Source organism: Caballeronia novacaledonica (genome assembly GCF_900258035.1).
In the GTDB taxonomy this organism is placed as follows: Bacteria; Pseudomonadota; Gammaproteobacteria; order Burkholderiales; family Burkholderiaceae; genus Caballeronia; species Caballeronia novacaledonica.
This window is the reverse complement of the sequence record NZ_OGTP01000002.1, coordinates 80,314-101,952: the sequence shown is the minus strand read 5'-3', so window position 1 is coordinate 101,952 and position 21,639 is coordinate 80,314. Positions and strand designations below refer to the sequence as shown.

General features: G+C 63.1%; 16 protein-coding genes. 8 read left to right on the top strand and 8 right to left on the bottom strand.

Annotated features, from left to right (window positions below; all coding sequences use genetic code 11):
- Positions 1-371: 371 nt before the first annotated feature.
- Positions 372-1,088, bottom strand: coding sequence for a YdcF family protein (locus NOV72_RS04280; RefSeq protein WP_106853370.1), 717 nt, complete (start codon positions 1,086-1,088; stop codon positions 372-374).
- Between the two features lie 403 nt (positions 1,089-1,491).
- On the opposite strand from NOV72_RS04280, the gene NOV72_RS04275 reads away from it, so the two are divergent.
- The 5 genes from NOV72_RS04275 to NOV72_RS04255 all read left to right on the top strand — a co-directional run bounded on the left by NOV72_RS04275 (position 1,492) and on the right by NOV72_RS04255 (position 7,601).
- Positions 1,492-1,743: an acyl carrier protein gene (locus NOV72_RS04275; RefSeq protein WP_106853369.1), complete on the top strand. Its 252-nt coding sequence runs from the start codon at positions 1,492-1,494 to the stop codon at positions 1,741-1,743.
- Complete coding sequence (locus NOV72_RS04270; RefSeq protein WP_106853368.1) at positions 1,740-2,993, top strand: acyl-CoA dehydrogenase family protein; 1,254 nt, start codon at positions 1,740-1,742, stop codon at positions 2,991-2,993. The genes NOV72_RS04275 and NOV72_RS04270 overlap by 4 nt, the downstream gene beginning before the upstream one ends.
- Before the next feature lie 4 nt (positions 2,994-2,997).
- On the top strand, positions 2,998-4,065 hold the full coding sequence (locus NOV72_RS04265; protein ID WP_106853367.1) for an amino acid--[acyl-carrier-protein] ligase: 1,068 nt from the start codon (positions 2,998-3,000) through the stop codon (positions 4,063-4,065).
- A complete protein-coding gene (locus NOV72_RS04260) occupies positions 4,062-5,066 on the top strand; it encodes a DUF1839 family protein (RefSeq protein WP_106853366.1) in 1,005 nt (334 codons plus the stop codon). The genes NOV72_RS04265 and NOV72_RS04260 overlap by 4 nt, the downstream gene beginning before the upstream one ends.
- A gap of 69 nt (positions 5,067-5,135) precedes the next feature.
- Positions 5,136-7,601, top strand: coding sequence for a glycosyl hydrolase 2 galactose-binding domain-containing protein (locus tag NOV72_RS04255; RefSeq protein ID WP_106853365.1), 2,466 nt, complete (start codon positions 5,136-5,138; stop codon positions 7,599-7,601).
- Here NOV72_RS04255 and NOV72_RS04250 read toward each other — a convergent pair.
- A complete protein-coding gene (locus NOV72_RS04250; RefSeq protein ID WP_106853364.1) occupies positions 7,598-8,533 on the bottom strand; it encodes a Gfo/Idh/MocA family protein in 936 nt (311 codons plus the stop codon). The two genes, NOV72_RS04255 and NOV72_RS04250, sit on opposite strands and share 4 nt — an antisense overlap.
- 60 nt (positions 8,534-8,593) lie before the next feature.
- Positions 8,594-12,130, bottom strand: coding sequence for an indolepyruvate ferredoxin oxidoreductase family protein (locus NOV72_RS04245; RefSeq protein WP_106853363.1), 3,537 nt, complete (start codon positions 12,128-12,130; stop codon positions 8,594-8,596).
- Between the two features lie 104 nt (positions 12,131-12,234).
- Between NOV72_RS04245 and NOV72_RS04240 the strand changes: the two genes are divergently transcribed.
- Positions 12,235-13,140, top strand: a complete 906-nt coding sequence (locus NOV72_RS04240) for a LysR family transcriptional regulator (RefSeq protein ID WP_106853362.1) — start codon at positions 12,235-12,237, stop codon at positions 13,138-13,140.
- 1 nt (position 13,141) lies between these two features.
- On the opposite strand, the gene NOV72_RS04235 is transcribed toward NOV72_RS04240, so the two are convergent.
- The 5 genes from NOV72_RS04235 to ampC form a co-directional block, all read right to left on the bottom strand.
- Positions 13,142-14,584, bottom strand: a complete 1,443-nt coding sequence (locus NOV72_RS04235) for an MFS transporter (protein ID WP_106853361.1) — start codon at positions 14,582-14,584, stop codon at positions 13,142-13,144.
- 52 nt (positions 14,585-14,636) lie between these two features.
- Positions 14,637-16,598 (bottom strand): aconitase family protein, encoded by a 1,962-nt coding sequence (locus NOV72_RS04230; protein ID WP_106853680.1) that lies wholly within the window; start codon positions 16,596-16,598, stop codon positions 14,637-14,639.
- 93 nt (positions 16,599-16,691) lie between these two features.
- Positions 16,692-17,585, bottom strand: coding sequence for a LysR family transcriptional regulator (locus tag NOV72_RS04225; protein ID WP_106853360.1), 894 nt, complete (start codon positions 17,583-17,585; stop codon positions 16,692-16,694).
- A 73-nt stretch (positions 17,586-17,658) separates the two neighbouring features.
- Positions 17,659-18,627, bottom strand: coding sequence for a ferritin-like domain-containing protein (locus NOV72_RS04220; RefSeq protein ID WP_106853359.1), 969 nt, complete (start codon positions 18,625-18,627; stop codon positions 17,659-17,661).
- A 265-nt stretch (positions 18,628-18,892) separates the two neighbouring features.
- The gene (gene ampC, locus NOV72_RS04215; protein ID WP_106853358.1) at positions 18,893-20,074 is read right to left on the bottom strand and encodes a class C beta-lactamase; all 1,182 of its coding nucleotides are present in this window, start codon (positions 20,072-20,074) and stop codon (positions 18,893-18,895) included.
- 108 nt (positions 20,075-20,182) lie between these two features.
- Here ampC and NOV72_RS04210 point away from each other — a divergent pair, with 108 nt between their 5' ends.
- Together NOV72_RS04210 and NOV72_RS04205 are read left to right on the top strand one after the other, a co-directional pair.
- Entirely contained in the window at positions 20,183-21,064 is an 882-nt protein-coding gene (locus NOV72_RS04210) for a LysR substrate-binding domain-containing protein (RefSeq protein WP_106853357.1), read from the top strand.
- Positions 21,065-21,128: 64 nt separating this feature from the next.
- Entirely contained in the window at positions 21,129-21,638 is a 510-nt protein-coding gene (locus NOV72_RS04205) for a MarR family winged helix-turn-helix transcriptional regulator (protein ID WP_106853356.1), read from the top strand.
- Position 21,639: the final 1 nt, after the last annotated feature.

Genomic DNA, 21,639 nt, shown 5'->3' with positions numbered 1-21,639 from the left:
TGGCAAATGTGCAATAAGGCACCTATTTGACTGTTATGAGGCAGACTATCTATGCTCGATTTTTTGATTGAAGCGATCAACTCCAAGAAGGTACTTTCATTCCACTACGACGGCCTACGAAGAGTAGTCGAACCGCACGCAGTCGGACAATCGACGGCAGGCAACGACGTCCTGAGATGTTTTCAAACCGAAGGAGAACATATCAAACCAGGACACGAATGGGATTTTTGCTGTCTCTCGAAAATCAGAAACTTGGCGGCGACAGGAGCGACTTTCGCGGGCCCGCGACCACAGTACCGGCGCGGCGACAAACACATGCGTGTGATTTACGCCCAACTATAACGAATGACGGGAGCGAGCCGCGACCGCTCCTAATACCAACCCATCCATCGCCACACATAAAAACGCGCAATGCCGACGAGTTCATGCAACGCGCTGTTCGAATCGAACCATCCTTTCCGACGCGGCAGCCACCAGGTCAATTCAGGACGGATATACGCCACCGCGGGCTGCGGATGCAAATTGAACGCATCGAATGCGAGCATCGCGCGGCGCATGTGAAGCGACGACGTTATGAGCACCGACGTATCGTATTGCCGCGCACGCAGTATTTTCTCCGTATTGCGCGCGTTCTCATAAGTGTCGAGACTCTGGGTTTCGAGGATCAGATCCTTGCGCGCCACGCCTGCATCGAGTAGCAGGCTTCCATACACTTCCGCCTCGCTTTGCTCGTGATGCTGCGGATTGCCTCCGCTCATAACGACGAAGCACGTCTTCTCCGTCTCGATGCAGCGCTTATAAAGCGACGCCGCGAGATCGATACGCGTCATTGCATCGCCCTTTGGTTTGAGATGCCGCGAGCGATCGTACGATGTCCCGCCGCCGAGCACGACGATCGCCACGCGCGGGCCGAAGCTCGGGTCTTTCATCGACGCATATGTATCGTTCGCGAGTCGCACGAGTGGGCCCGGAAGCAAACTGCCGAGCAACCAGAACACCACACCCGCAACGAACAGGATCGCGCCGCGCCGTTTCTTCCAGACGACGAACAGCGCAGCGAATACCAGCAGTATTGAGATCAGTATCAATTACCTTCCCCGTACAAATTTTCAAATAGCTTTCGTAGGCGCATCGTTCTTACAGGATATACGTCTGGACATGCGCAGGAGTTACCTGTTCCTTGCCCAAGCGTGACTGGCGATAGTTTGAATGATGGCATCGCATCGCGACATGCTCGATATCGCACAAAACGGCGATTCATCATCGAGGCCCTCCGTGCGCCATCGCACGGACGCGCAGGGCCGCAAATTCGTTAAATACGATCAAACAAACACACAAGACAGCGCGTGCGAGAGCGCTCGTGGATGCTCTTCATGAGACGTCACGACACCGCTGCCGAATTGCCCCGGAGTTAGCGACCTTCGATAAGAACTCATCGTCGCAATCCGGATTTATTGCACCACTGGCCGGGTACAAGGGAAAACACCGACAATGAAAACTGAATTGCGCCGCATCCTCGCCGAGTCCGCTCGTCTCGACGTGCCCATCGACACGCTTGCCGATAACGACGATCTCTACGCCGCCGGTCTTTCCTCGCTCGCCACGGTCCACGTGATGCTGGCGATCGAAGACGAATTCGGCATCGAGATTCCCGATCACATGCTCACGCGCCGTCTCTTCTCGAGCGTCGATTCGCTCGCATCGGCCGTCGAAGAACTGCTCCGCTCACAGGCGGCCGCATGAACGCGCCCGCTCAGGAGCTTGAAATCGCCGAGCTCGCGCAGAGTGCGGGCGCGCGCAGCGAAAGCGAACTGATCGAAGCCGCGAAACGCGTGGCCGCCGTCGCGGCAAAGCACGCCGATGCGGTCGATCGCGAAGCGCGCTTCCCCGCCGAAGCCGTTGCTGCGATGCGGGAAGAGCGCCTCTTCTCCGCGATGATCCCGACGATATACGGCGGCGATGGCCTTTCGCTCACCGGCATCGCGCGCTTGTGCGAAGCCATGGCGCAAGGCTGCGCATCGTCGGCGATGATCTATGCGATGCATCAGAGCCAGGTCGTGTGCATCGTCGATCATGGTGCGAATGTCGCCTGGCAGCGCGACTTCCTCGCGCGCATGGTGAGCGAGCAATTGCTGCTCGCATCGGCGACATCGGAAGAGAACATCGGCGGCAACATGCGTACGAGTGCATGCGCGGTCGATCTCGTCGATAACGCATTTCGCATCGAGAAGCTCGCGCCGACCATTTCGTACGGCAAGTATTCGGACTGCATTCTCGTGACGGCGCGCCGTCATCCGGATGCGCCGCCTTCCGATCAGGTGCTGATCGTGGCGCCGCGCGATACGTTCACGCTCGAACAGCGCGGCACATGGGACACGCTCGGCATGCGCGGAACCTGCAGTGAAGGACACCGGCTCGTCGCGAGCGGTATCGCCGAACAGATTCTGCCCGCGCCGTTCTCGCGCATCGCGGACGAAAGCATGCTGCCCGTGTCGCATACCTTGTGGTCGTCGGTATGGTGCGGCATTGCGAGCGATGCCGCGAACCGCGCGCATCAGTTCTTCCGCAATCAGGCGCGCGGCAAGCCTGCGCTGCCGCCTTCGGCCGCGCGGCTCTCGCAGGTGCTCACGCTCATCAAGATGATGCAGGCACGTCTGCGCGAATCGCTCGCCAATGTCGAATCGGCTCAGGCTGAACGTGCTGCGCGCAAGGCGAGCCAGAGCAATGACGACGACGCGCCGCTCACGGCTTCGATCGGCATCAACGCCGACCTCAACATGCTCAAGCTGGCGATCTCGCAATCGGCCGTGCATGTCGTGCAGGAAACGCTGATGATCTGCGGCATGGCCGGCTATAAGAACGACACGCCGTTCAGCGTGGGGCGCCATCTGCGCGATCTGCACTCGGCGCCGCTCATGATCAGCAACGACCGCATCGAATTGAACACGGCGAATCTGCTGCTTGCACAGCGCGCCGCAACGGGAACCCTTTGACGATATGAACATGCCGACGGAACAGGCCGCCATGATGCAGGCCGAAGCACAAGCACAATCACAAGAGACTCAGGCACCGTACGACAAATCGGATCTGACCTTGCGCGATCGCCTGATCGAAGCGGGCATCCTGCTCGATACGGGCGAAGATGGTCTCTATGGCCGCAGCGAAGTATTCGAAGATATCGTCGAGCGTCTCAATCAGGCGATCACGATGCTCGGCGCGGATCAACACGCGGAAGTCTTGCGCTTTCCGCCCGCGATGCGCCGCCGCGATTTCGAGGACAGCGAGTATCTGAAGAGCTTCCCGAATCTCGCGGGCACGATTCACTCGTTCCAGGGCAACGACCGCGGGCATCATCGCCTGCTCGAAGCGCTCGACAAGATCGTGCATGTCGGCGAGGAAGAAGAGCGTTCCGACGAATGGATGGATCAGCAGAAGCCCACGCGCCTCGTGCTCACGCCGGCCGCCTGCTATCCGATCTATCCGCTCGTCGCGAAGCGCGGCAAGCTCGCCGAAGACGGCGCGATCTTCGATGCGTTCTCGTACTGCTTCCGCCACGAACCGTCCATCGATCCGGGCCGCATGCAGATGTTCCGCATGCGCGAGTACATTCGCGTCGGCAGCCCCGAGCAGGTGATGGCGTTCCGTCAGAAGTGGATCGAACGCGGCTCGCTGCTCGTGAAGCTGCTGGAACTGCCCTTCGAGATCGACCTCGCCAACGATCCGTTCTTCGGGCGCGGCGGCATGATCGTCGCGGATAGCCAGCGCGCGCAGCAACTCAAGTTCGAACTGCTCGTGCCGGTCGCGACGCCCGACCGTCCGACCGCGTGCCTGTCGTTCAACTATCACCAGGATCACTTCGGCGAGCTCTGGCACATTCGCCAGGCGGACGATCAGGTCGCGCATACCGCATGCGTCGGCTTCGGCATGGAGCGCACAACTCTTGCGCTCTTCCGTCACCACGGACTCGATGTCAACGCGTGGCCCGAGAACGTGCGTCAGTTGCTGTGGGGCGACAAGGCACCGCTCATCGAAGACGGTCTCGCGAACATGGGAAGCCCGGCATGAACGCGCCCTCGCCGGCGGAAGCCGTCATCGACACCTCCACGTCCGCGGATGGCGCGTATCAGCAGCACGCGCTGCATCGCGAAGAGCGCGTGTGGCTGGAGACGAACTGCTACGTCGACCTGTGGATCGAACTGCTGCATCACTACGGCTGCGATCCGCATGCGGCGCTCGGCTTCACGGTGACGCAGGCGTTCGAGGGCGATCAGTTCACGTTCCCGAAGTACTCGCTCGACGATATATCGCGGCTCTACGGCCTCCAGGCACAGGAGCTCGCGATCTACGACACGCTGGAAGCGCACGTGCGCGAGCAGACGCGTCGCGGGCAGATGGTCGTGGTCGAAATGGATTCGTACTATCTGCCCGATACGCGCGCGACCGCGTATCGGCAGACGCATACGAAGACGACCGTCGCCATCGATGCCATCGACACCGAAGCGAAGCACATCACGTACTTCCATAACGCGGGCTATTTCGCGTTGTCGGGCGAAGACTACGATGGCGTGTTCCGCCTGATGCCCGGCCTCGCGAGCGACGTGCACGCGCTCTTTCCGTACGTCGAGTTCGTGAAGCGCGCGCGTGCTCCGCTGTCCGGCGATGAAATGGTGCAACGCTCGGTCGAACTGCTCGCGCTGCGACTCGCGGATCGTCCCGCGACGAACCCGGTCGCGCAATGGCGCGCGGCATTTCCCGAGCATTTGCGCGCCTTGCTCGAACGCGATCCCGCGTACTATCACTTGTACACGTTCAACGTGATGCGTCAGCTCGGCTCGAACTTCGAGTTGCTGTCGAAGTATCTCGGCTGGCTGAACAAGCATGGCGTGAACGTCGCGAGCGACATCCAGACGAGCGCGCAGGCGATTGCAAGCGAAGCGATGGTCATGCAGTTCCGTCTCGCGCGCGCCCGCATGCGCTCGCGTATCGACGCGTGCGAAGACTGCCTCGATTCGATGCAGACTTCCTACGACAAGGTCATCGAGCCGCTTGCCGCGCGCTTTCTCTGAACGTTAAAGCCGCGCGATCATCGCGCGGCTTTAACGTCGTTCTTCGAATCCCATCGATGAGGTAGGTCCATGCACGATCGGTGCCCGCACGCGCCGCGGCGTCTCTCCGAAGGCTGGCAATGCGTGAGCACGCCCGCGGGCGCATGCGCCACGCCCGCATCGCTCGAAGCATTCACGCAATGGATCGACGCGCCTGTGCCCGGCACGATCGCTTCCGCGTTGCGCGCGAATGGCGTCGCCGATGAAGCGCTCGCGCAGCCGTTCGCGCATTCGGATCACTGGTATCGCGTGAAGCTGAGCGGCAAAGGCAAGCGGCGTCTGCGCTTCAACGGACTCGCGACCATCGCCGAGATATGGCTCGACGCTCGCAAGCTGCTCGAATCGGATTCGATGTTCGTCGCGCATGATCTCGATGTCGATCTCGACGGCGAACACACGCTTCATCTATGCTTTCGTTCGATCGCGCCCGCGCTCGCCGCGAAACGCGGACGTGCGCGCTGGCGTCCGAAGCTCGCGCAGCCCGCCACGTTGCGCAACGTGCGTACGACGCTGCTCGGGCACATGTCCGGATGGTGCCCGGCGATTCAACCGGCGGGACCATGGCGCGCAGTCGAACTGATCGGCGACTCGCGTGCGTGCATCGACAACGTGGACATACGCACGAGCGTCGATGGCAGCGACGGCATTCTCGATGTCACCGTGCGCTACTTTCATGCGCAGGAACAGGCGCCGGTTCGGATCGGATGCGGCGAAGCGCAAGCCACGATGCAATGGACCGACGCGCACACGCTCACGGGCCGCGTGCGCGTGCCGGACGTGGACTTGTGGTATCCGCATACGCATGGCGATCCGTCACGTTATGCCATAAAGCTCGGCGATATCGAAGTCGGCGAAGTCGGCTTTCGCACGATCGAAGTCGATCGCGGCGCGGACAGCAAAGGCTTTCAGCTCGTCGTGAACGGCGTGCCCGTGTTCGCGCGCGGTGCGTGCTGGACATCGGCGGATATCGTCGCGCTCGACGCGTCGCGCGAAAAGCTCGACCACATCTTCGGCTTGATCCGCGACGCGGGACTCAACATCGTTCGCGTGAGCGGCATCACGCTCTATGAATCCGACGCCTTCTACGAACTCGCCGACCGATACGGCGTGCTCGTGTGGCAAGACTTCGCGTTCGCAAACTTCGACTACCCCGACGACGAAGCCTTTCGCGCGAGCGTGCAACGCGAAGCCGAACAGTTCCTCATGCGCACGCGCCGCTTCGCATCGCTCGCGGTGTTGTGCGGCGGAAGCGAAGTGCATCAGCAAGCGGCGATGCTCGGCCTTCCCTTCGATGCCTATCAGCAACGCCTCTTCAACGCGCTCTTGCCGAATGCAGTGGCCGAGCAACGGCCCGATGCCGCGTATGTCGTGAACTCGCCGAGCGCCGCGCCGGGCGATACGGCGTCGATGCCGTTCGGCACGCGCGGCGGCATCACGCATTACTACGGCGTGCCCGCGTATCAGCGTTCCTTCGACGACGTGCGCCGCGCGCAAGTGCGCTTCGCATCGGAATGCCTCGCGTTCGCCAATGTGCCCGACGACGTCGCATTGCGCGCCATGCCGAATCCGCGCGCGCACGAACCGCGCTGGAAAACAGGCGTGCCGCGCGATCCCGGCTCGGCATGGGACTTCGACGACGTGCGCGAGCACTACATGCAGTCGCTCTATCGCCTGGACGTGCCGCGTTTGCGCTACGAAAACCCCGAGCGCTATCTGGAGCTATCGCGCGCCGTCGTCGCCGATGTGATCGGCGCGGTATTTTCGGAGTGGCGTCGCGAAGGATCGACGTGTGCGGGCGGCATCGTATGGAATCTTCTCGACGTGCGGCCGGGCGCGGGCTGGGGCGTCATCGACGTGCTCGGTGCGCCGAAGAGCGCGCTGCATGGACTCGCGCGCGTGTTGCAACCGGTGCAGGCGCTGATCCTCGATGAAGGGCTCGACGGCCTCGACGTGCATCTCGTCAACGAGACCGCGCGCGAGATACGGGCGCGCGTCGAACTGGCTTGTCTGCGTGAAGGCGCGGTGAAGGTCGCGGGCGGTTCGTGCGATGTCGTGTTGCAGGCGCGCAGCGTGCAGCGCGTGTCGTCGAATGCACTGATCGGCGCGTTCTTCGATATCGCCTATGCGTACCGCTTCGGCCCGCGCGCGCACGACGCAACGCACGTCGTCCTGCGCGATACGGATACGGGCGACGTGCTGTCGGAAGCGTTCCATTTTCCCGATCCGTCGGTCGGCGAGCGTCGCGATATCGGCTTGAGTGCGATCGTCGAGAAAGACAGCGACGGCTTTAGTCTCGTCGTCGAAACGGCGCAGCTCGCGCGCTGGGTGCATGTCGTCGATCCGAACTATGTTGCGCGCATCGACTGGTTCCATCTCGCGCCGGGCGCCACGCGGCGCATTCCGCTCGTGGCGCGGCACGCGAACGTGAGTGCCGCGCCCGAAGGCGACGTGTGCGCGATCAACGCGATACGAAGCGCGACATATCGTGCCGCCTAGCGCCCGAATGCGTCGGTTTCGACGCGCCGGCCGTTGAGAAACGCATCGGCGACGAGACGCAGTGGGCGCACATCGACATCGCTCGTCTTCGATTCGATGAGCGCGTGAAAGTGCTCGTATAGCGCGGGATATTCGCGCTCGCGTCCGAGATCGATCTCCTTGCCCGCGATGGACAAGCGCTTGCCGCCTTCGCGCATCGACAGGCGGCCCGCGTCTGTCTCGATGTCGATATCCCATTCCTCGACGGGCCCGTGACGCCAGTCGAACACCGCGCGCACCGGCGCGCCGTTGCTCGCGATGCAATCGAGTTCGGCCGCGATCGGCGTGGACGTATCGCTCGGCGTGGTCAGCGTGGCGCCGCGCAACGCGACTTCATGCGGCAGGATACGCGTGACGATCGACAGCGCATTGATGCCCGGATCGAACACGCCGAGTCCGCCCGGCTCCCAGATCCATTGCTGTCCGGGATGCCAGCGGCGCACGTCTTCCTTCCAGCGCACTTCGACGGAACGAATCGCGCCCGCGTCCTTCGCAAGCCATTCGCGCGCCGGTTCGACGGCGCTCGCCGCGCGCGAATGCCACGACGCGAACAACGTGCAGCCGCGCGCCTGCGCGATCTCGTGCAAGGCCGCGACTTCGCTCACGCTCGCGCCCGGCGGCTTTTCCAGCATGACGTGCTTGCCCGCATCGAGCGCGGCCAGCGCCTGCTCGTAGCGGACCTGCGGCGGCGCACAGAGCGACACGGCGTCGATCGCGGGTTCGGCGGCGAGCAGCGCGCCGAGATCCTGATAGTTGCGCACGCCTTCGACGCTCGCATTGCGGCTCGCGCACGCGACGAGTTCGAATCCCGGCTGCGCGGCGATCGCGGGCAAGTGCTGATCCCGCGCGATCTTGCCGATGCCGACGACGGCGAGCTTGTAAGTCCCTTTCATTGCGATGTCTCCTTACGCTCCGAGTGTGGGTTCGAGCGTAAAGATACCCTATCGCATGGATCAGGCTGTTGCCGCCAACTCCACCGGCGCACGATAACGTTCGATCAATCGCTCGCGCTTCGTCGCGACCGCCGCCACGTTGCGCTCCTTCACATGACCGAAGCCACGGATTTCATCGGGCAGCTTCGCGAGTTGCAACGCGGTATCGACGCGGTCGAGATCGAGCGTGGCGCAGAATTCGTCGACGAGCGCGAGGTAATCCGCGATCATCCGGCGCTCCGTGCGGCGCTCGTCCGTCTTGCCGAATACATCGAGCGATGTGCCGCGCAAGCCCTTCATCTTCGCGAGCACGCGGAACGCGGGCAGCATCCACGCGCCGAACGTTTTCTTCACGAGATGACCGTGCTCGTCGCGCTTCGCGAAGAGCGGCGGCGCGAGATGGAACATCAACTTGTAATCGCGGCCCGGCTCGCCTTCGAACTGCTCGCGCAGTTTGTCGAGATACGCGGGATCGGCATAGAGACGCGCGACTTCGTATTCGTCCTTATAGGCCATGAGCTTCGCGAGATTCACCGCGACGGCGCGCGTGAGCGGCAGTTTCGCGTTCAGCGGCTTCTCCTTTTCGCGCATGCGCTCGACAACTTTGCGATACGAGCGCGCATACGCTTCGTTCTGATACGCCGTCAGCAAGGCCTCGCGCGTCGCGATCACGTTGTCGAGCGACTCGGGCATCTTCACGACGATCGCATGTTGCGTGGACTTGAGCAGATCGCCCGCGCCGTGTTGCGCGACGAAGCGGCCCCAGTTGAAGGCGAGCACGTTCTTCTCGATCGCGACGCCGTTCAGTTCGATCGCGCGTTTCAGGCTCGCCAGTTCGAGCGGCAGCCAGCCCTTCTGCCATGCGAAGCCGAGCAGCAGCGGATTCGAATAGATCGTGTCGCCGAGCAGTTTCAGCGCAAGCGCATTGGCGTCGATGAACGCGCAGCCCGCGCCGATGCTGTCCGATAGCGCCTGTTCCGTCTGCGCGGCGGGAAAGGTCCATTTCGCATCGGTGACGAAGGCCGCGGTCGGCGTCGCGCCGCTGTTGATGGCGGCCTGCGTGATGCCGTGCCGTGTGCGCGAGAGCACATCGTTCGATGCCGATACGATCACATCGCAACCGATCACGAGCCGCGCTTCGCCCGTCGCGATGCGCGTCGCGTGCAGCGCCTGCGGCTCCGGCGCGATCTGCACGTGACTCAGCACCGCGCCGCCCTTCTGCGCGAGACCGGCCATGTCGAGCACCGTGACGCCCTTTCGCTCGATGTGCGCGGCCATGCCGATCAATCCGCCGATCGTCACGACGCCCGTTCCGCCGACACCCGTCACGAGAATGCCGTAAGGCTTCGACAGCGCGGGCAACGAAGGCGAAGGCAGCGCATCGAAATCCGGCCTGGCTTCTTTCGACGCCCGAGGCTTGCGAACCTGCGCGCCTTCGGCCGTGACGAAGCTCGGGCAAAAGCCCTTCACGCACGAAAAATCCTTGTTGCACGACGACTGATTGATCTTGCGCTTCGTGCCGAGCGGCGTGTCCATCGGCTCGACGGAGAGGCAGTTCGACTGCACCGAGCAATCGCCGCAGCCTTCGCACACGGCATCGTTGATGAACGCGCGGCGCGCGGGATCGGGATACGTGCCGCGCTTGCGGCGACGGCGCTTTTCCGTGGCACAGGTCTGGTCGTAGATCAGAATGGTCGTGCCTTGCGTATCGCGCAGCTCGCGCTGAATGCGGTCCAGCTCGTCACGATGATGCACGCTTACACCCTGCGGCAACGCGACGTTCGCATCGTATTTCTGCGGCTCGTCCGTCACGATGACGATACGTTTCGCGCCTTCCGCGAAGACCTGATGCGCGATCTGCGGCACCGTCAACACGCCGTCGACGGGCTGGCCGCCGGTCATCGCGACGGCGTCGTTATAGAGAATCTTGTACGTGATGTTCGCGTTCGCCGCGATCGCCGCGCGCACCGCGAGCAAGCCCGAATGGAAATACGTGCCGTCGCCGAGATTGACGAACACGTGCTTGTCGCCGGAGAAATGCATCTGGCCGATCCACGCGACGCCCTCGCCGCCCATCTGGCTGAAAGTCTCGGTCTTGCGGTCCATCCACATCGACATGTAATGGCAGCCGATGCCCGCGAGCGCGCGCGAACCTTCGGGCACGCGCGTCGACGTGTTATGCGGACAGCCCGAGCAGAACCACGGCTTGCGCTCGACATCCACGCGCGGCTTGATCGCCTCGCGCTCCTTCGCTTCGATCGTCTCGACGCGCGCGAGCATGCGGGCGCGCACATCGGCGGGAAGATCGGCGCGCGCAAGACGCCGCGCAATGGCCTTCGCGATCAGCGCGGGCGATAGCTCGTAATGCGCGGGCAGCAGCCAGTCGCCGCGCGGCACGGACCATTCGCCGCCTTCGTTGTCGCGCTCGTCGAACTTGCCGTAGATGCGTGGGCGCACGTCTTCGCGCCAGTTATACAGCTCTTCCTTCAGCGCATATTCGAGAATCTGCCGCTTCTCTTCGACGACGAGAATCTCTTCGAGACCCGTTGCGAACGCGCGTGCGTCCTGCGCATCGAGCGGCCATACGCAGCCTACCTTCAGCACGCGAAGACCGATCTGCGCGCAGGTTTCATCGTCGAGGCCGAGATCGACGAGCGCCTGACGCACGTCCAGATATGCCTTGCCCGCCGTGATGATGCCGAAGCGCGGCTTGTCGGAATCGATCACGACGCGATTCAATTTGTTCGCGCGCACGTAGGCCAGCGCCGCGTACCACTTTTCGTCGAGCAGACGCGCTTCCTGCGCGAGCGGCGAATCGGGCCAGCGGATGTTGAGGCCATCGGCGGGCATCGCGTAATCGGTCGGCGTGACGATCTCCACGCGGTCCGGATCGAGATCGATCGATGCGGTGGATTCGACCACGTCCGTCACGCATTTCATCGCGACCCAGAGGCCGGAATAACGGCTCATCGCCCAGCCGTGCAGCCCGTAGTCGAGATATTCCTGCACGTTCGACGGATACAGCACGGGAATGCCCGCCGCGATGAACGCGTGATCCGACTGATGCGCCACCGACGACGACTTCGCCGCGTGATCGTCGCCCGCGAGCACGAGCACGCCGCCGTGTTTGTCGGAGCCCGCGGAATTCGCGTGCTTGAAGACGTCGCCGGTGCGGTCCACGCCCGGTCCCTTGCCGTACCACATGCCGAACACGCCATCGCGCGTCGCGCCGGGCCATAGATTGACCTGCTGCGTGCCCCAGATCGATGTCGCGGCGAGATCTTCGTTCACGCCCGGCTGGAACACGATGTCGTTATTCTTCAGATGCTGCTTCGCCTTCCACAGCGACTGATCGAGCGCGCCGAGCGGCGAGCCGCGATAGCCCGAAATGAAGCCCGCCGTATTCAGCCCGGCCTTGCGATCGCGCGCCTTTTGCAGCATCGGCAGACGCACGAGCGCCTGCGTGCCGCTGATATAGACGCGGCCTTTCTCCAGCGTGTATTTGTCGTCGAGGGAAATGCTTTCGGCTTCCAGCGCAGCGCGGTCGGGTGCGTTCATCGGGGCTCGTCTCCGGAATAGGGAATTTGTTTTTTTGCCGAGTATAAGAAGCCGATTCGACATCGTAAAATCACGAATAAACAACTCTGGTATCTGAAAATCAGATGGCCTTCGATCTCACGCTCAGGCAATTGCGCTATTTCGTGGCCGCCGCGCAAACCGGCCAGTTTTCGATGGCGGCGGCGAACGAACATGTATCGCAATCGGCCATCACCAACGCGGTGCTGGCCCTCGAAAGCGCGCTCGGCACGAAGCTGTTCGAGCGCATGCCACAAGGCGTCGCGCTGACGCCCGATGGCCAGGACTTCCATAACCACGCGCGCCGTGTGCTCGACGCCGCCCGCGACGCGCTGCACATGCCGCCGTTTCGCGCGCACGACATGCGCGGCGTCGCGCATATTGCGGCGTCTTATACGGTGCTCGGGTATTTTTTGCCGGAATTGCTCGCGCGCTTTCGTGCGACGTATCCGTTCATCGATTTCGATCTGCGCGACATGGAGCGGCCGCAGATCGAAGAAGCGGTCGCGAATGGCGATGTCGATATCGGCGTGGTGTTGTTATCGAATCTGCAGCGGCCGAATCGTTTCGACAGTCAGGTTTTGATGCGCTCGCGCCGGCAGTTGTGGGTCGCACCGATGCATCCGCTCGCGCAGCAGCAGGCGGTATCGCTGAAGGATATCGCCGCGCATCCTTACATTCTCATCACCGTCGATGAAGGCGAGCAATCGACGATGCGCTATTGGCACAAGAAGCGCCTCGAACCGAACATCGCGTTTCGCACGAGTTCAATGGAAGCGCTGCGCGGACTGGTGGCGCACGGCTTCGGCGTCACGGTGCTGTCGGATATGGTGTTTCGGCCGTGGTCGCTCGAAGGCAAGCGCATCGACGCGCGGCCCGTGAACGATGCCATTCCTCATCTGGAAGCGGGCATGATCTGGCGCAAGGGCGCGACGTTGAGCGCGCCCTCGACCGCCGTGCAGCAGTTCCTGATTCACGCGTGCGGCGGCTAGATCAGTGCGAAATGCTTTCGAGCGATTGCCCGAGCGTGCGCGGTCCCATCAAACCGATCGATAACATCACGAGCAGCATCGCGCCCGCGATGAACCCGAACACGCCGGTCACGCCCGCCTCTTTCAGCACGAACGCAATCACGAACGAACTGAACACCGCCGACAGTCTGCTCCACGAATACACGAAGCCGACGGCGCGGGCGCGGATCGTCGTCGGATAAAGCTCCTGCTGATACGTGTGATAAGTGAAGGAGATGATGTTGCCCGCGAGCGTGAGCAGCACGCCGAGCGTGACGATCATGACCGCCGCCGACACCTGGCTGAACAGAAGTCCCGCGACGATGTTCACGCCCGCCATGAACACGATCACATGCTTGCGTTCGAAACGATCGGCGATCCAGTAACCGAGCAATGGTCCGATGGGCGCGGCAAGTCCGATCACCGTGGTATAGAGCAGACTCGACGTGACCGTCACGCCTTGCTTCACGAGCAAGGTCGGCACCCAGTTCGCGAAGCCGTAAAAGCCGACCGTCTGGAAGATATGAAAGACGATCAGCATGATCGTGCGCTTTCGGTATGGCGGCTTCCACATGTCCGCGAAACCGGCTTTCCTCGCGATCGGGTCGGACGGGCCCGGCTCGGGCAAGGGCTTGCCGTACTGAAGCGCAACCTTGTCTTCGAGGCGTCGCAGGACTTCATCGGCTTCGTCGATTCGCCCTTTGCTCGCGAGCCAGCGCGGGCTTTCCGGAAGATTGCGCCGGAAATACCACACGAAAAGCGCGCTCACGCCGCCGATCCCTGCGACCCAGCGCCAGCCATCGAGACCGAACGGTGCGCGCGGCACGAGCAGATACGAGAGAAACGCGACCACCGGCACCGCTGAAAAACCGATCGCCTGACACACCGCGAACGCCCTGCCGCGCAAATGCTTGGGCGCGAGCTCCGACATATAAGTCCCGATGGTCACGAGCTCCACGCCGATGCCCAGCCCCGACACGAAGCGCCAGAAGTTGAGCCAGAGCGCCGTGTCCTGAAACGCCATCACCGTGTTCGCGGCGACATACCAGAGCAGCGAATACGTGAAGATCGCGCGACGTCCATAACGGTCCGCGAGAAAGCCGCAGGCAATCGTGCCGATGAACAGCCCGCAGAACAACGCCGCGATGAAACTCGCGACGCCTGTCGTGCCGAAGAGCCCCGCGGTCGTCGCGGTCAGGATGCCGCTTTTCACGAGCCCCGGCGCGATATAGCCGGTGAAGAGCAGATCGTAAAGTTCGAAGAAGAAGCCGAGGCTCAAGAGAAAGACGAGCTTCCACACTGCGCGCGTCGCGGGAAGCCGGTCGAGGCGCGCCGAGATGCCCGCCGTATCCGCGATGGCGGGCGCATTCGTTAGCGCGTGGCCGGCGGCGTCGTGCAGACGCGAGGTGCCCTGCATGATGGCCATTGCTGTCTCCTGTATGTGTTTTGATGCCGCATCGATGGCGGCTCGATGATGCTTACTTCGAGAAGCGCCGCTGCAACTCCGCGAACGACGCGATGCGCCCCAGAAGCGCGCTCGCCGCGACCGTCGGCGGACTCGCGAGCCACACTTTTCCCGGACCCGAGCGCCCCGGAAAATTGCGGTTGATCGCGCTGATGGTGACCTGTTCCGCTTGCGTCGATGAACCCGGCCCGCAGTTCGCGCACGCGCCGCACGACGGCTGAAGCAGAATCGCGCCGACGCGTTCGAAGGCATCGACATAACCTTGCGCGATGCAATAGTCTCGCACGTCCTGCGTGCCGAATTGCAAATAGAGCTTCACGTCGCCGGGCACGCGCAGGCCGCGCTGTGCCGCCCACGAGAGCACGTCGTGATAGTGATCGAAGTCTTCGCGCTTGCCCGCCGTGCATGAACCGCCGTAAGCGATATCGACGCGCGGCCGTTCATCGAGCGCGGCAAGCTCGATGCCGTTGCCCGGATCGCCGGGCGCGGCGAGCATCGGCGAGAGGCGCGCGCAATCGATCGCGATGATATCGGCGTAGCGCGCGCCTTCGTCGCTCTTCATCCACGGTTCGATGGCGAAGTCGATGCCGCGACGTTCCTTCAGGAAGCGCACGGTTTCATCGTCGGGTGCGACGATGCCGGTGAAGCCGCCGAGTTCCGCGGTCATGTTGGTGAGCGTCGTGCGCTCGTCGATGGACAGGCTCGCGATGGCCGTGCCCGCGAATTCGAACACCTTGCCGACGCCCGCGCCCGCGCGAATGCGTGAATCCGCAAGCAGGTGAAGCACGATGTCCTTCGCCGTCACGCCCGGTGCAATCGGACCCAGTAGTTCGATACGCAACGATTGCGGCACGGTCATGCGCACCGCGCCCGTGACGAACGCGTTCGCCATGTCCGTCGTGCCGACGCCGAACGCGACGCAACCGAGCGCGCCGCTATGCGGCGTATGCGAATCCGTTCCGACGACCACTTGCCCCGGCAACGCGTAACGCTCGGCCATCATCGCGTGCGAGATGCCTTCCGAGCCTTCGACGAGTTCGCTGTTCGCTTCGTTCAGATAGCCGTGATTGCGCACATCGTAGTCATGCGCGAAAGCGCGATGCGCGTTCGACAACTCGCGCACGTTCGCCAGCAGGCCGTTGCGCACATGCAGTTCGCTGCGATGCGAATACGAAAGATGATCCTCGAACGCGAGCATGCTGTGCGGCTCGCGCAGCATGAGCGGACGCCCGAACGTCGCATGCAGCAAGTGCGCGGCCATGCCGGTGTAGTACTCGTGAATGAAACGCCAGTCGGCGCGAACGAACACGCCGTTGCCCGGTTCCAGCGAAGCGCTCGTCACATCGGTCGTCAGTGCATGGCGCGAGAGAATCTTTTCGACGAGCGTGCGCGGCATGTCGTCGTTCGATGTTTCGCCGCTGCTCACTCGTTGCATATGCAACTTTCCGTAGCGCAGCAGGCCGCCGCTCTTCAGAATCGCCGCCGCGAGCGGATCGCGGTCCGCGACGAGTTCGTCGATATCGATCGCCTCGCCGCGCCGGATCCGTTCGATCAACCCGAAATCCGTCGATGTGAAGAGCCCGAGATTGTCCGCGTTCTGCCGATAGATCCGCTCGAAGCTGCGCGCGATCACGAGACGAATGCCCGCGTGATACTCCGCAAGCGGGCTATGTTCGCGCGACGAACCCTTGCCGTAGCGCGTGCCCGCCACCGTGACCTGAAAGCCGCCCGCGCGCACGCCGCCGATGCCGACCGGATTGCGCCCGTCCGCATGAAAACCGGCATACGGACATTGGCCGAGCCGCTCGTCGAAGCGCGTGAGCACGCTGATCGGCGTGATCTCGTCGGTGGAAACGTCGTCGCGCAATGCGCCTGCTTCATCGAGCGTCAGGTCTTCGCCGGCGAGTTGCCGTTCGACTTTCGCCGGGTCCGCGCAAAGAAACAGGATTCGCCCGCTTACATCCAGATTGGCCATCGCATTCTCCTCCGATGCCAATCTAGACGCGTATGCACGCGTGCGCGAAGTGTTCGTTCGGCACAGGGGGCGTCGCGAGATACGATGTCCGCGTTAACCCTCGAATTGAAGCAGCGTATCGACGAGCGCCTGCACGGCCTTCAGCCGCGAGGATTTGCGCGGCGCATGCACGTGCAGGCATCGACCGCTTCCCCAGCTTTCGCGCAGCGGCACGCGCACGAAGTTGCGCGAACCTGCGAAGGCGGACGCCGCGCTCGTCGGCACGATGCCGATGCCGAGCCCCGCCTCGACCATGCGGCATTGCGCGTCGAAGCTATTGACGGTGACGGTCACGTTGAGCGGCACGCGCGCGGCGTCGGCGCGTTCCTTCAAGGTTTGATCGAGCGATCCGCCCGCCTGCAACGCGACGAGCGGAAAGCGCGTCACTTCGGCGAAGCTCAAGCCCTCGGCCTGCGCAAGTTCATGACCGGGCGGCAGGACGACCATCAGCGGATCGTCGGCGAAGTGCCACGCGTCGAGGCCCGCGTGCGTCTTCGTGCTCGCCGACACGCCGACATCCGCGCGATCGTCGAGACAGGCGCGAATCACTTCGTCGCTGATCTGTTCCGTCAACGCGATCTCGACGAGCGGATAACGCGTCTTGAACAGCGTCAGACGCTCGGGCAAAAAGCCCACGATCGCCGATGCATTCGCATGCAAGCGCACGACGCCCGCGATCTGGCCGCTCATCGAACGCACCTCGCGCGCCATGCCTTCGAGCTGTCCGTGAATGGAACGCGCGCTCGCGTAGGCATGCTGCCCCGCCTCGGTCAGTTGCACGCCCGAAGGCGAGCGAATCAGCAAGGCGACGCCGATGGCCGCTTCGAGATCCGCGATACGCCTGCTCAACGCCGAAGCCGCGATGTGACTGCGGCTCGCGGCGCGCGCGATCGATCCTTCCTCGACGACCGAGATGAAGAGTTCGAGACTGTAGGGATCGATGCGCATTCGCCTGACGTGTAGAGGTCGATGGCGAAGTATGTCACGAGCCGTCGGCGGGGACATGCCCCGCCTGTTCGCGCTATGCGCTCATCTGCAACGTGCCGTTGACGCCATTCGGAAAGAAGCCGCCCTTGGTCGCCGATGTGCTCGTCAAGTACACGATATTGAGTACGTTGGCATAGTTGCGGCTGAACGCGAGGCCGTTGTTGTCGAGCGGCACGATATTGGACGAGCCCGGCGTCGCGCCGGTGATGCCCTGATCGTCGGTGCCGACGTGATCGAGACTGCCGCGCGCTTTCGATATGGCATTGGCGGCCGTGACGAGGCTGCCCATCTCGATGCCTTTTGCATAGAGCACGGTGCGCACGAGACCCGCGTGATAGGCCTCGGCGGCGAGAATGCCGGCGGCCGCTTCGAGATAGGTCTTGTTGCTGATGAGCGGCGACGCGCCTTTATACGCGGTGACGCCGACATCCTCGAAGATGAACGCGCCGAGCAGAAAGTTGTTGTCGTCCTGATAAGGATTGAACGCGACGCCCGCGCCTACCAGACCCGCCGCGCGCGCGGCCATCGAAAACGCGCCGTTCGGATCCGTTCCGCCGATATCGATCGCGGGCTGCGCGACCGCCGAGCCGCCGAGAGCGGTGCGCAGGAACGTCACGTGTTCGAGTTCGTCCTTCGCGATCTCGTTCGCGTAGGCCTTCACGACCGGGTCCTGAAACGGCACTTGCTGGCCGCCTGTTATGGCGCCTGCCGTGCCGACGCCGGTCGTCATGCTTGCGGGCAAGCCCGCTCCGGTCGTCGCGAACGAATAGAACTGCGACTCCAGATATTCCAGATTAAGCGCGAAGTTGAGGATCTCCGCGTCGGTGGGCGCGGCGGGACTCGCGTTCGCGTTGTCGCCCGAGCCGCCGCCGCATGCGCTGATCAACGTGCCGCCGATCAGTCCCAACCCCAACCCTCCGGCGTTCCTGAAAAATTGCCGGCGATGCTCGCGCCGCTCGACGCGGCGATCCAGCGTATCAATGAGAAGCTTGGCATTCGACATGACTTTTCTCCGAAAACTTTTCGATGAATCGAATGAGGCACGGACGAAAAGCCAAGACAGCAGTCCGACGATGCGCTCACGCTGGCGGTTTGCAAGCGGAGGCCGGATCGAAAGACCTATGGGAAGGCATGAGGGTGCGGCGTCTCCATAGCTACATACGGCGCGAAGAAAAAGCCGGATGCATGCGTGGCGTTCTATTTCGATGTGCGGTCGCACATTGCCAGATCGCCGTGGATAAGCCGCACGTTTTACTGCTCGAACCCAATCAGCGAATTTGCAATTGGCCGTTGACGAGCGACGTGATGATCGCGTACGCGGCCTTCACGCGCTCTTCGTTCGGGATGTTCCGGTTCGCCAGCATCACGATGCCCACGCGCGCTTTCGGCACGAACGCGATATAGGTGCCGAAGCCGTTCGTCGAGCCGGTCTTGTTGATCCACACGTCGTCGCGCGGCGCCTGCGGCGGATCGATGCGCGTGACGGGCGTCGCGTTCAGGATCATCGCCGCCGCGTTTCCGTCGATGAGCGACTGCAACGCAACCGGATACGGATACTGTTCCCAAATGAGATCCTGCGTCATCGGGCCGGCCTGGAAATAGCCGGTATGAGTCGCATCGACGGCACGCTGATACGCAGGATCGATGCGGACCATGTTCATGTTGATTTGCAGGAAGCGCGTCATGTCGGCGGCCGTCGATCTCACGCCGTAGGCCTCGGACGACAGCACGCCGCCTTTCATGCGGATCGGCGTGTCGTCTTTCGCATAGCCTTGCGCATAGTCGCGCTGTTTCGAAGCGGGCACGTCGATATAACTGTGCTTCAAGCCGAGCGCGGGAAAGAGGCGCGTTTGCATCAGCGTGTCGAAGTCCGCGTTCATGCTCTTCGCCGCGATCAGCCCGAGCGTGCCGATGCCCGGATTCGCATAAGTGCGGATCGTGCCGGGCGGCCCGGCCGGACGCCACGTGCTGAAGTACCGCATGAGTTGCGCATTGTCGTGAATTTCGTCGGGCACTTGCAGCGGCAGACCGCCCGGCGTGTGCGTGCCGAGATTCAACAGCGTCACCTTGCCGAACGCGGTGCCGTCGAGCGACGGAATGTACTTGCTCACCGCATCGTTCAGGGAAAGCGCGCCTTCGATCTGCGCGTAGGACGCGAGCGTCGCGGTGAACGTCTTGCTGACCGAGCCGAGTTCGAAGAGCGTATCGCGCGTGACGGGCTGCTTCGCCGCCTTCGACGCCATGCCGTAGTCGAACACGTACGGCCTGCCGTCCACGACGACGCCCACCGCCATGCCCGCGATGCCATGCAGCGCCATCAGCGGCTTGATCGTTGCATCGACCGTGTGTTTGATCTTCGCGGTATCGCTGTCGGCGGCGAAGGTGGCGGCGGGCGTCGCGCCAAAAGAAAAAATGGCTGTCGCCAAAAGACTCAGCGCACGAAACTTCATCGTCTTGATCCTTCGTTCTGGTTTGCATGATTGGAACGAAGCGAAATATCCGCTCTTTTTCGCGTGCCGACAATCGAGGATAATTTGCCGCACGCAATAGAAAATCTTATGCGAACCATGCGCCCTCATCTTCCGCTGAATGCGCTGCGCGCGTTCGAAGCATCGGCGCGGCATCTGAGCTTCACGCGCGCCGCGCAGGAACTCAACGTGACGCAGGCGGCCGTCAGCCAGCAAGTGCGCGCGCTGGAGGAACGGCTCGGCACGCCGCTCTTCAGACGTTTGCCGCGCGGCCTGAGCGTCACCGACGAAGGCCGCGCGCTGCTGCCCGTGTTGAGCGATGCATTCGGGCGCATCGAAGCCGTGCTCAAGCAGTTCGAGGGCGGGCATTTTCACGAAGTGCTGACCGTGGGCGTCGTCGGCACGTTCGCGGTCGGCTGGCTGATGCCGCGATTGAAGGCGTTCCGTGAAACGCATCCGTTCGTCGAGTTGCGGCTTCTCACGCACAACAATCTCGTCGATCCGGCGTCGGAAGGACTCGACTTCGCGATCCGCTTCGGCACCGGTACCTGGCCCGCGACGCACAACGCGCCGCTGCTCGATGCGCCGCTCGCCGTGCTGTGCGCGCCCGATATCGCGCGGCGTCTTGGCAAACCGTCCGATCTCGCGAACGAAGTGCTGCTGCGTTCCTATCGCGCCGACGACTGGATCGACTGGTTCAATGCCGCCGGTCTCGATCCTTGGACGATGAACGGCCCCGTCTTCGATTCGTCGCGTCTGATGGTGGAAGCCGCCGTGCAAGGCGCGGGCGTCGCGCTCGCGCCGCCCCGCATGTTCGTGCGCGAATTGCAGGCGGGGCTGCTCGTGCAGCCGTTCGATATCGACGTGAAGACCGGCGGCTACTGGCTCACCTGGCTCAAGTCGCGGCGGCTTTCGCACGGCATGCGGCTCTTTCGCGACTGGATCGTCGCGCAGGCGCTTGACGCGCCGTGATCCGCGGAAAAAATATAAGTCGATAGCATGCTAACGAATTGAGTTCTCGCTATAATCCCGCCGCATGACCCAACTCGACATTCTGCGCCGCTCCGTGAGCAGCACGCTCGTGCTGGCCGCGCGACGCTGGCGCCGCACGAGTCACGGCGTGCTGGCTTCGTACGGCGTGTCGGAAGCGTGCGCCGTGCCGCTTCTCACGGCCAACCGGCTGGGCGAGGCGGTGCGCCAGGTGACGCTTGCGGAGCACGTCGGCATCGAGGGGCCGTCGCTCGTGCGGCTGCTCGATCAGCTTTGCGCGGCAGGCCTCGTGCGCCGCGACGAAGATCCGGAAGACAAGCGCGCGAAGACCATCACGCTCACCGACGAAGGCCGCGCGGTCACCGCACGCATGGAAGAGCGCCTCGTCACGCTGCGCGCGCGGCTGCTGAAGGGCGTGAGCCGCGAAGATCTCGAAACGACGCTGCGCGTGCTCAACGCGTTCAGCAGTTCGCCGAACGCGAATCTGCTCGCCGCGCTCGAAGCACTCGACAACACCGCGAAGCCGGTTCGCTCAACCGCGAAGCGCGGAGCATAGC

Coding starts and splice junctions, on each gene's coding strand:
- NOV72_RS04230 (WP_106853680.1), bottom strand. CDS start 16,598: ATGGCCAATCTGGATGTAAGCGGGCGAATCCTGTTTCTTTGCGCGGAC.
- NOV72_RS04255 (WP_106853365.1), top strand. CDS start 5,136: ATGCACGATCGGTGCCCGCACGCGCCGCGGCGTCTCTCCGAAGGCTGG.
- NOV72_RS04245 (WP_106853363.1), bottom strand. CDS start 12,130: ATGAACGCACCCGACCGCGCTGCGCTGGAAGCCGAAAGCATTTCCCTC.
- NOV72_RS04210 (WP_106853357.1), top strand. CDS start 20,183: ATGCGAACCATGCGCCCTCATCTTCCGCTGAATGCGCTGCGCGCGTTC.
- NOV72_RS04260 (WP_106853366.1), top strand. CDS start 4,062: ATGAACGCGCCCTCGCCGGCGGAAGCCGTCATCGACACCTCCACGTCC.
- NOV72_RS04275 (WP_106853369.1), top strand. CDS start 1,492: ATGAAAACTGAATTGCGCCGCATCCTCGCCGAGTCCGCTCGTCTCGAC.
- ampC (WP_106853358.1), bottom strand. CDS start 20,074: ATGAAGTTTCGTGCGCTGAGTCTTTTGGCGACAGCCATTTTTTCTTTT.
- NOV72_RS04225 (WP_106853360.1), bottom strand. CDS start 17,585: ATGCGCATCGATCCCTACAGTCTCGAACTCTTCATCTCGGTCGTCGAG.
- NOV72_RS04265 (WP_106853367.1), top strand. CDS start 2,998: ATGAACATGCCGACGGAACAGGCCGCCATGATGCAGGCCGAAGCACAA.
- NOV72_RS04270 (WP_106853368.1), top strand. CDS start 1,740: ATGAACGCGCCCGCTCAGGAGCTTGAAATCGCCGAGCTCGCGCAGAGT.
- NOV72_RS04235 (WP_106853361.1), bottom strand. CDS start 14,584: ATGGCCATCATGCAGGGCACCTCGCGTCTGCACGACGCCGCCGGCCAC.
- NOV72_RS04220 (WP_106853359.1), bottom strand. CDS start 18,627: ATGTCGAATGCCAAGCTTCTCATTGATACGCTGGATCGCCGCGTCGAG.
- NOV72_RS04205 (WP_106853356.1), top strand. CDS start 21,129: ATGACCCAACTCGACATTCTGCGCCGCTCCGTGAGCAGCACGCTCGTG.
- NOV72_RS04240 (WP_106853362.1), top strand. CDS start 12,235: ATGGCCTTCGATCTCACGCTCAGGCAATTGCGCTATTTCGTGGCCGCC.
- NOV72_RS04250 (WP_106853364.1), bottom strand. CDS start 8,533: ATGAAAGGGACTTACAAGCTCGCCGTCGTCGGCATCGGCAAGATCGCG.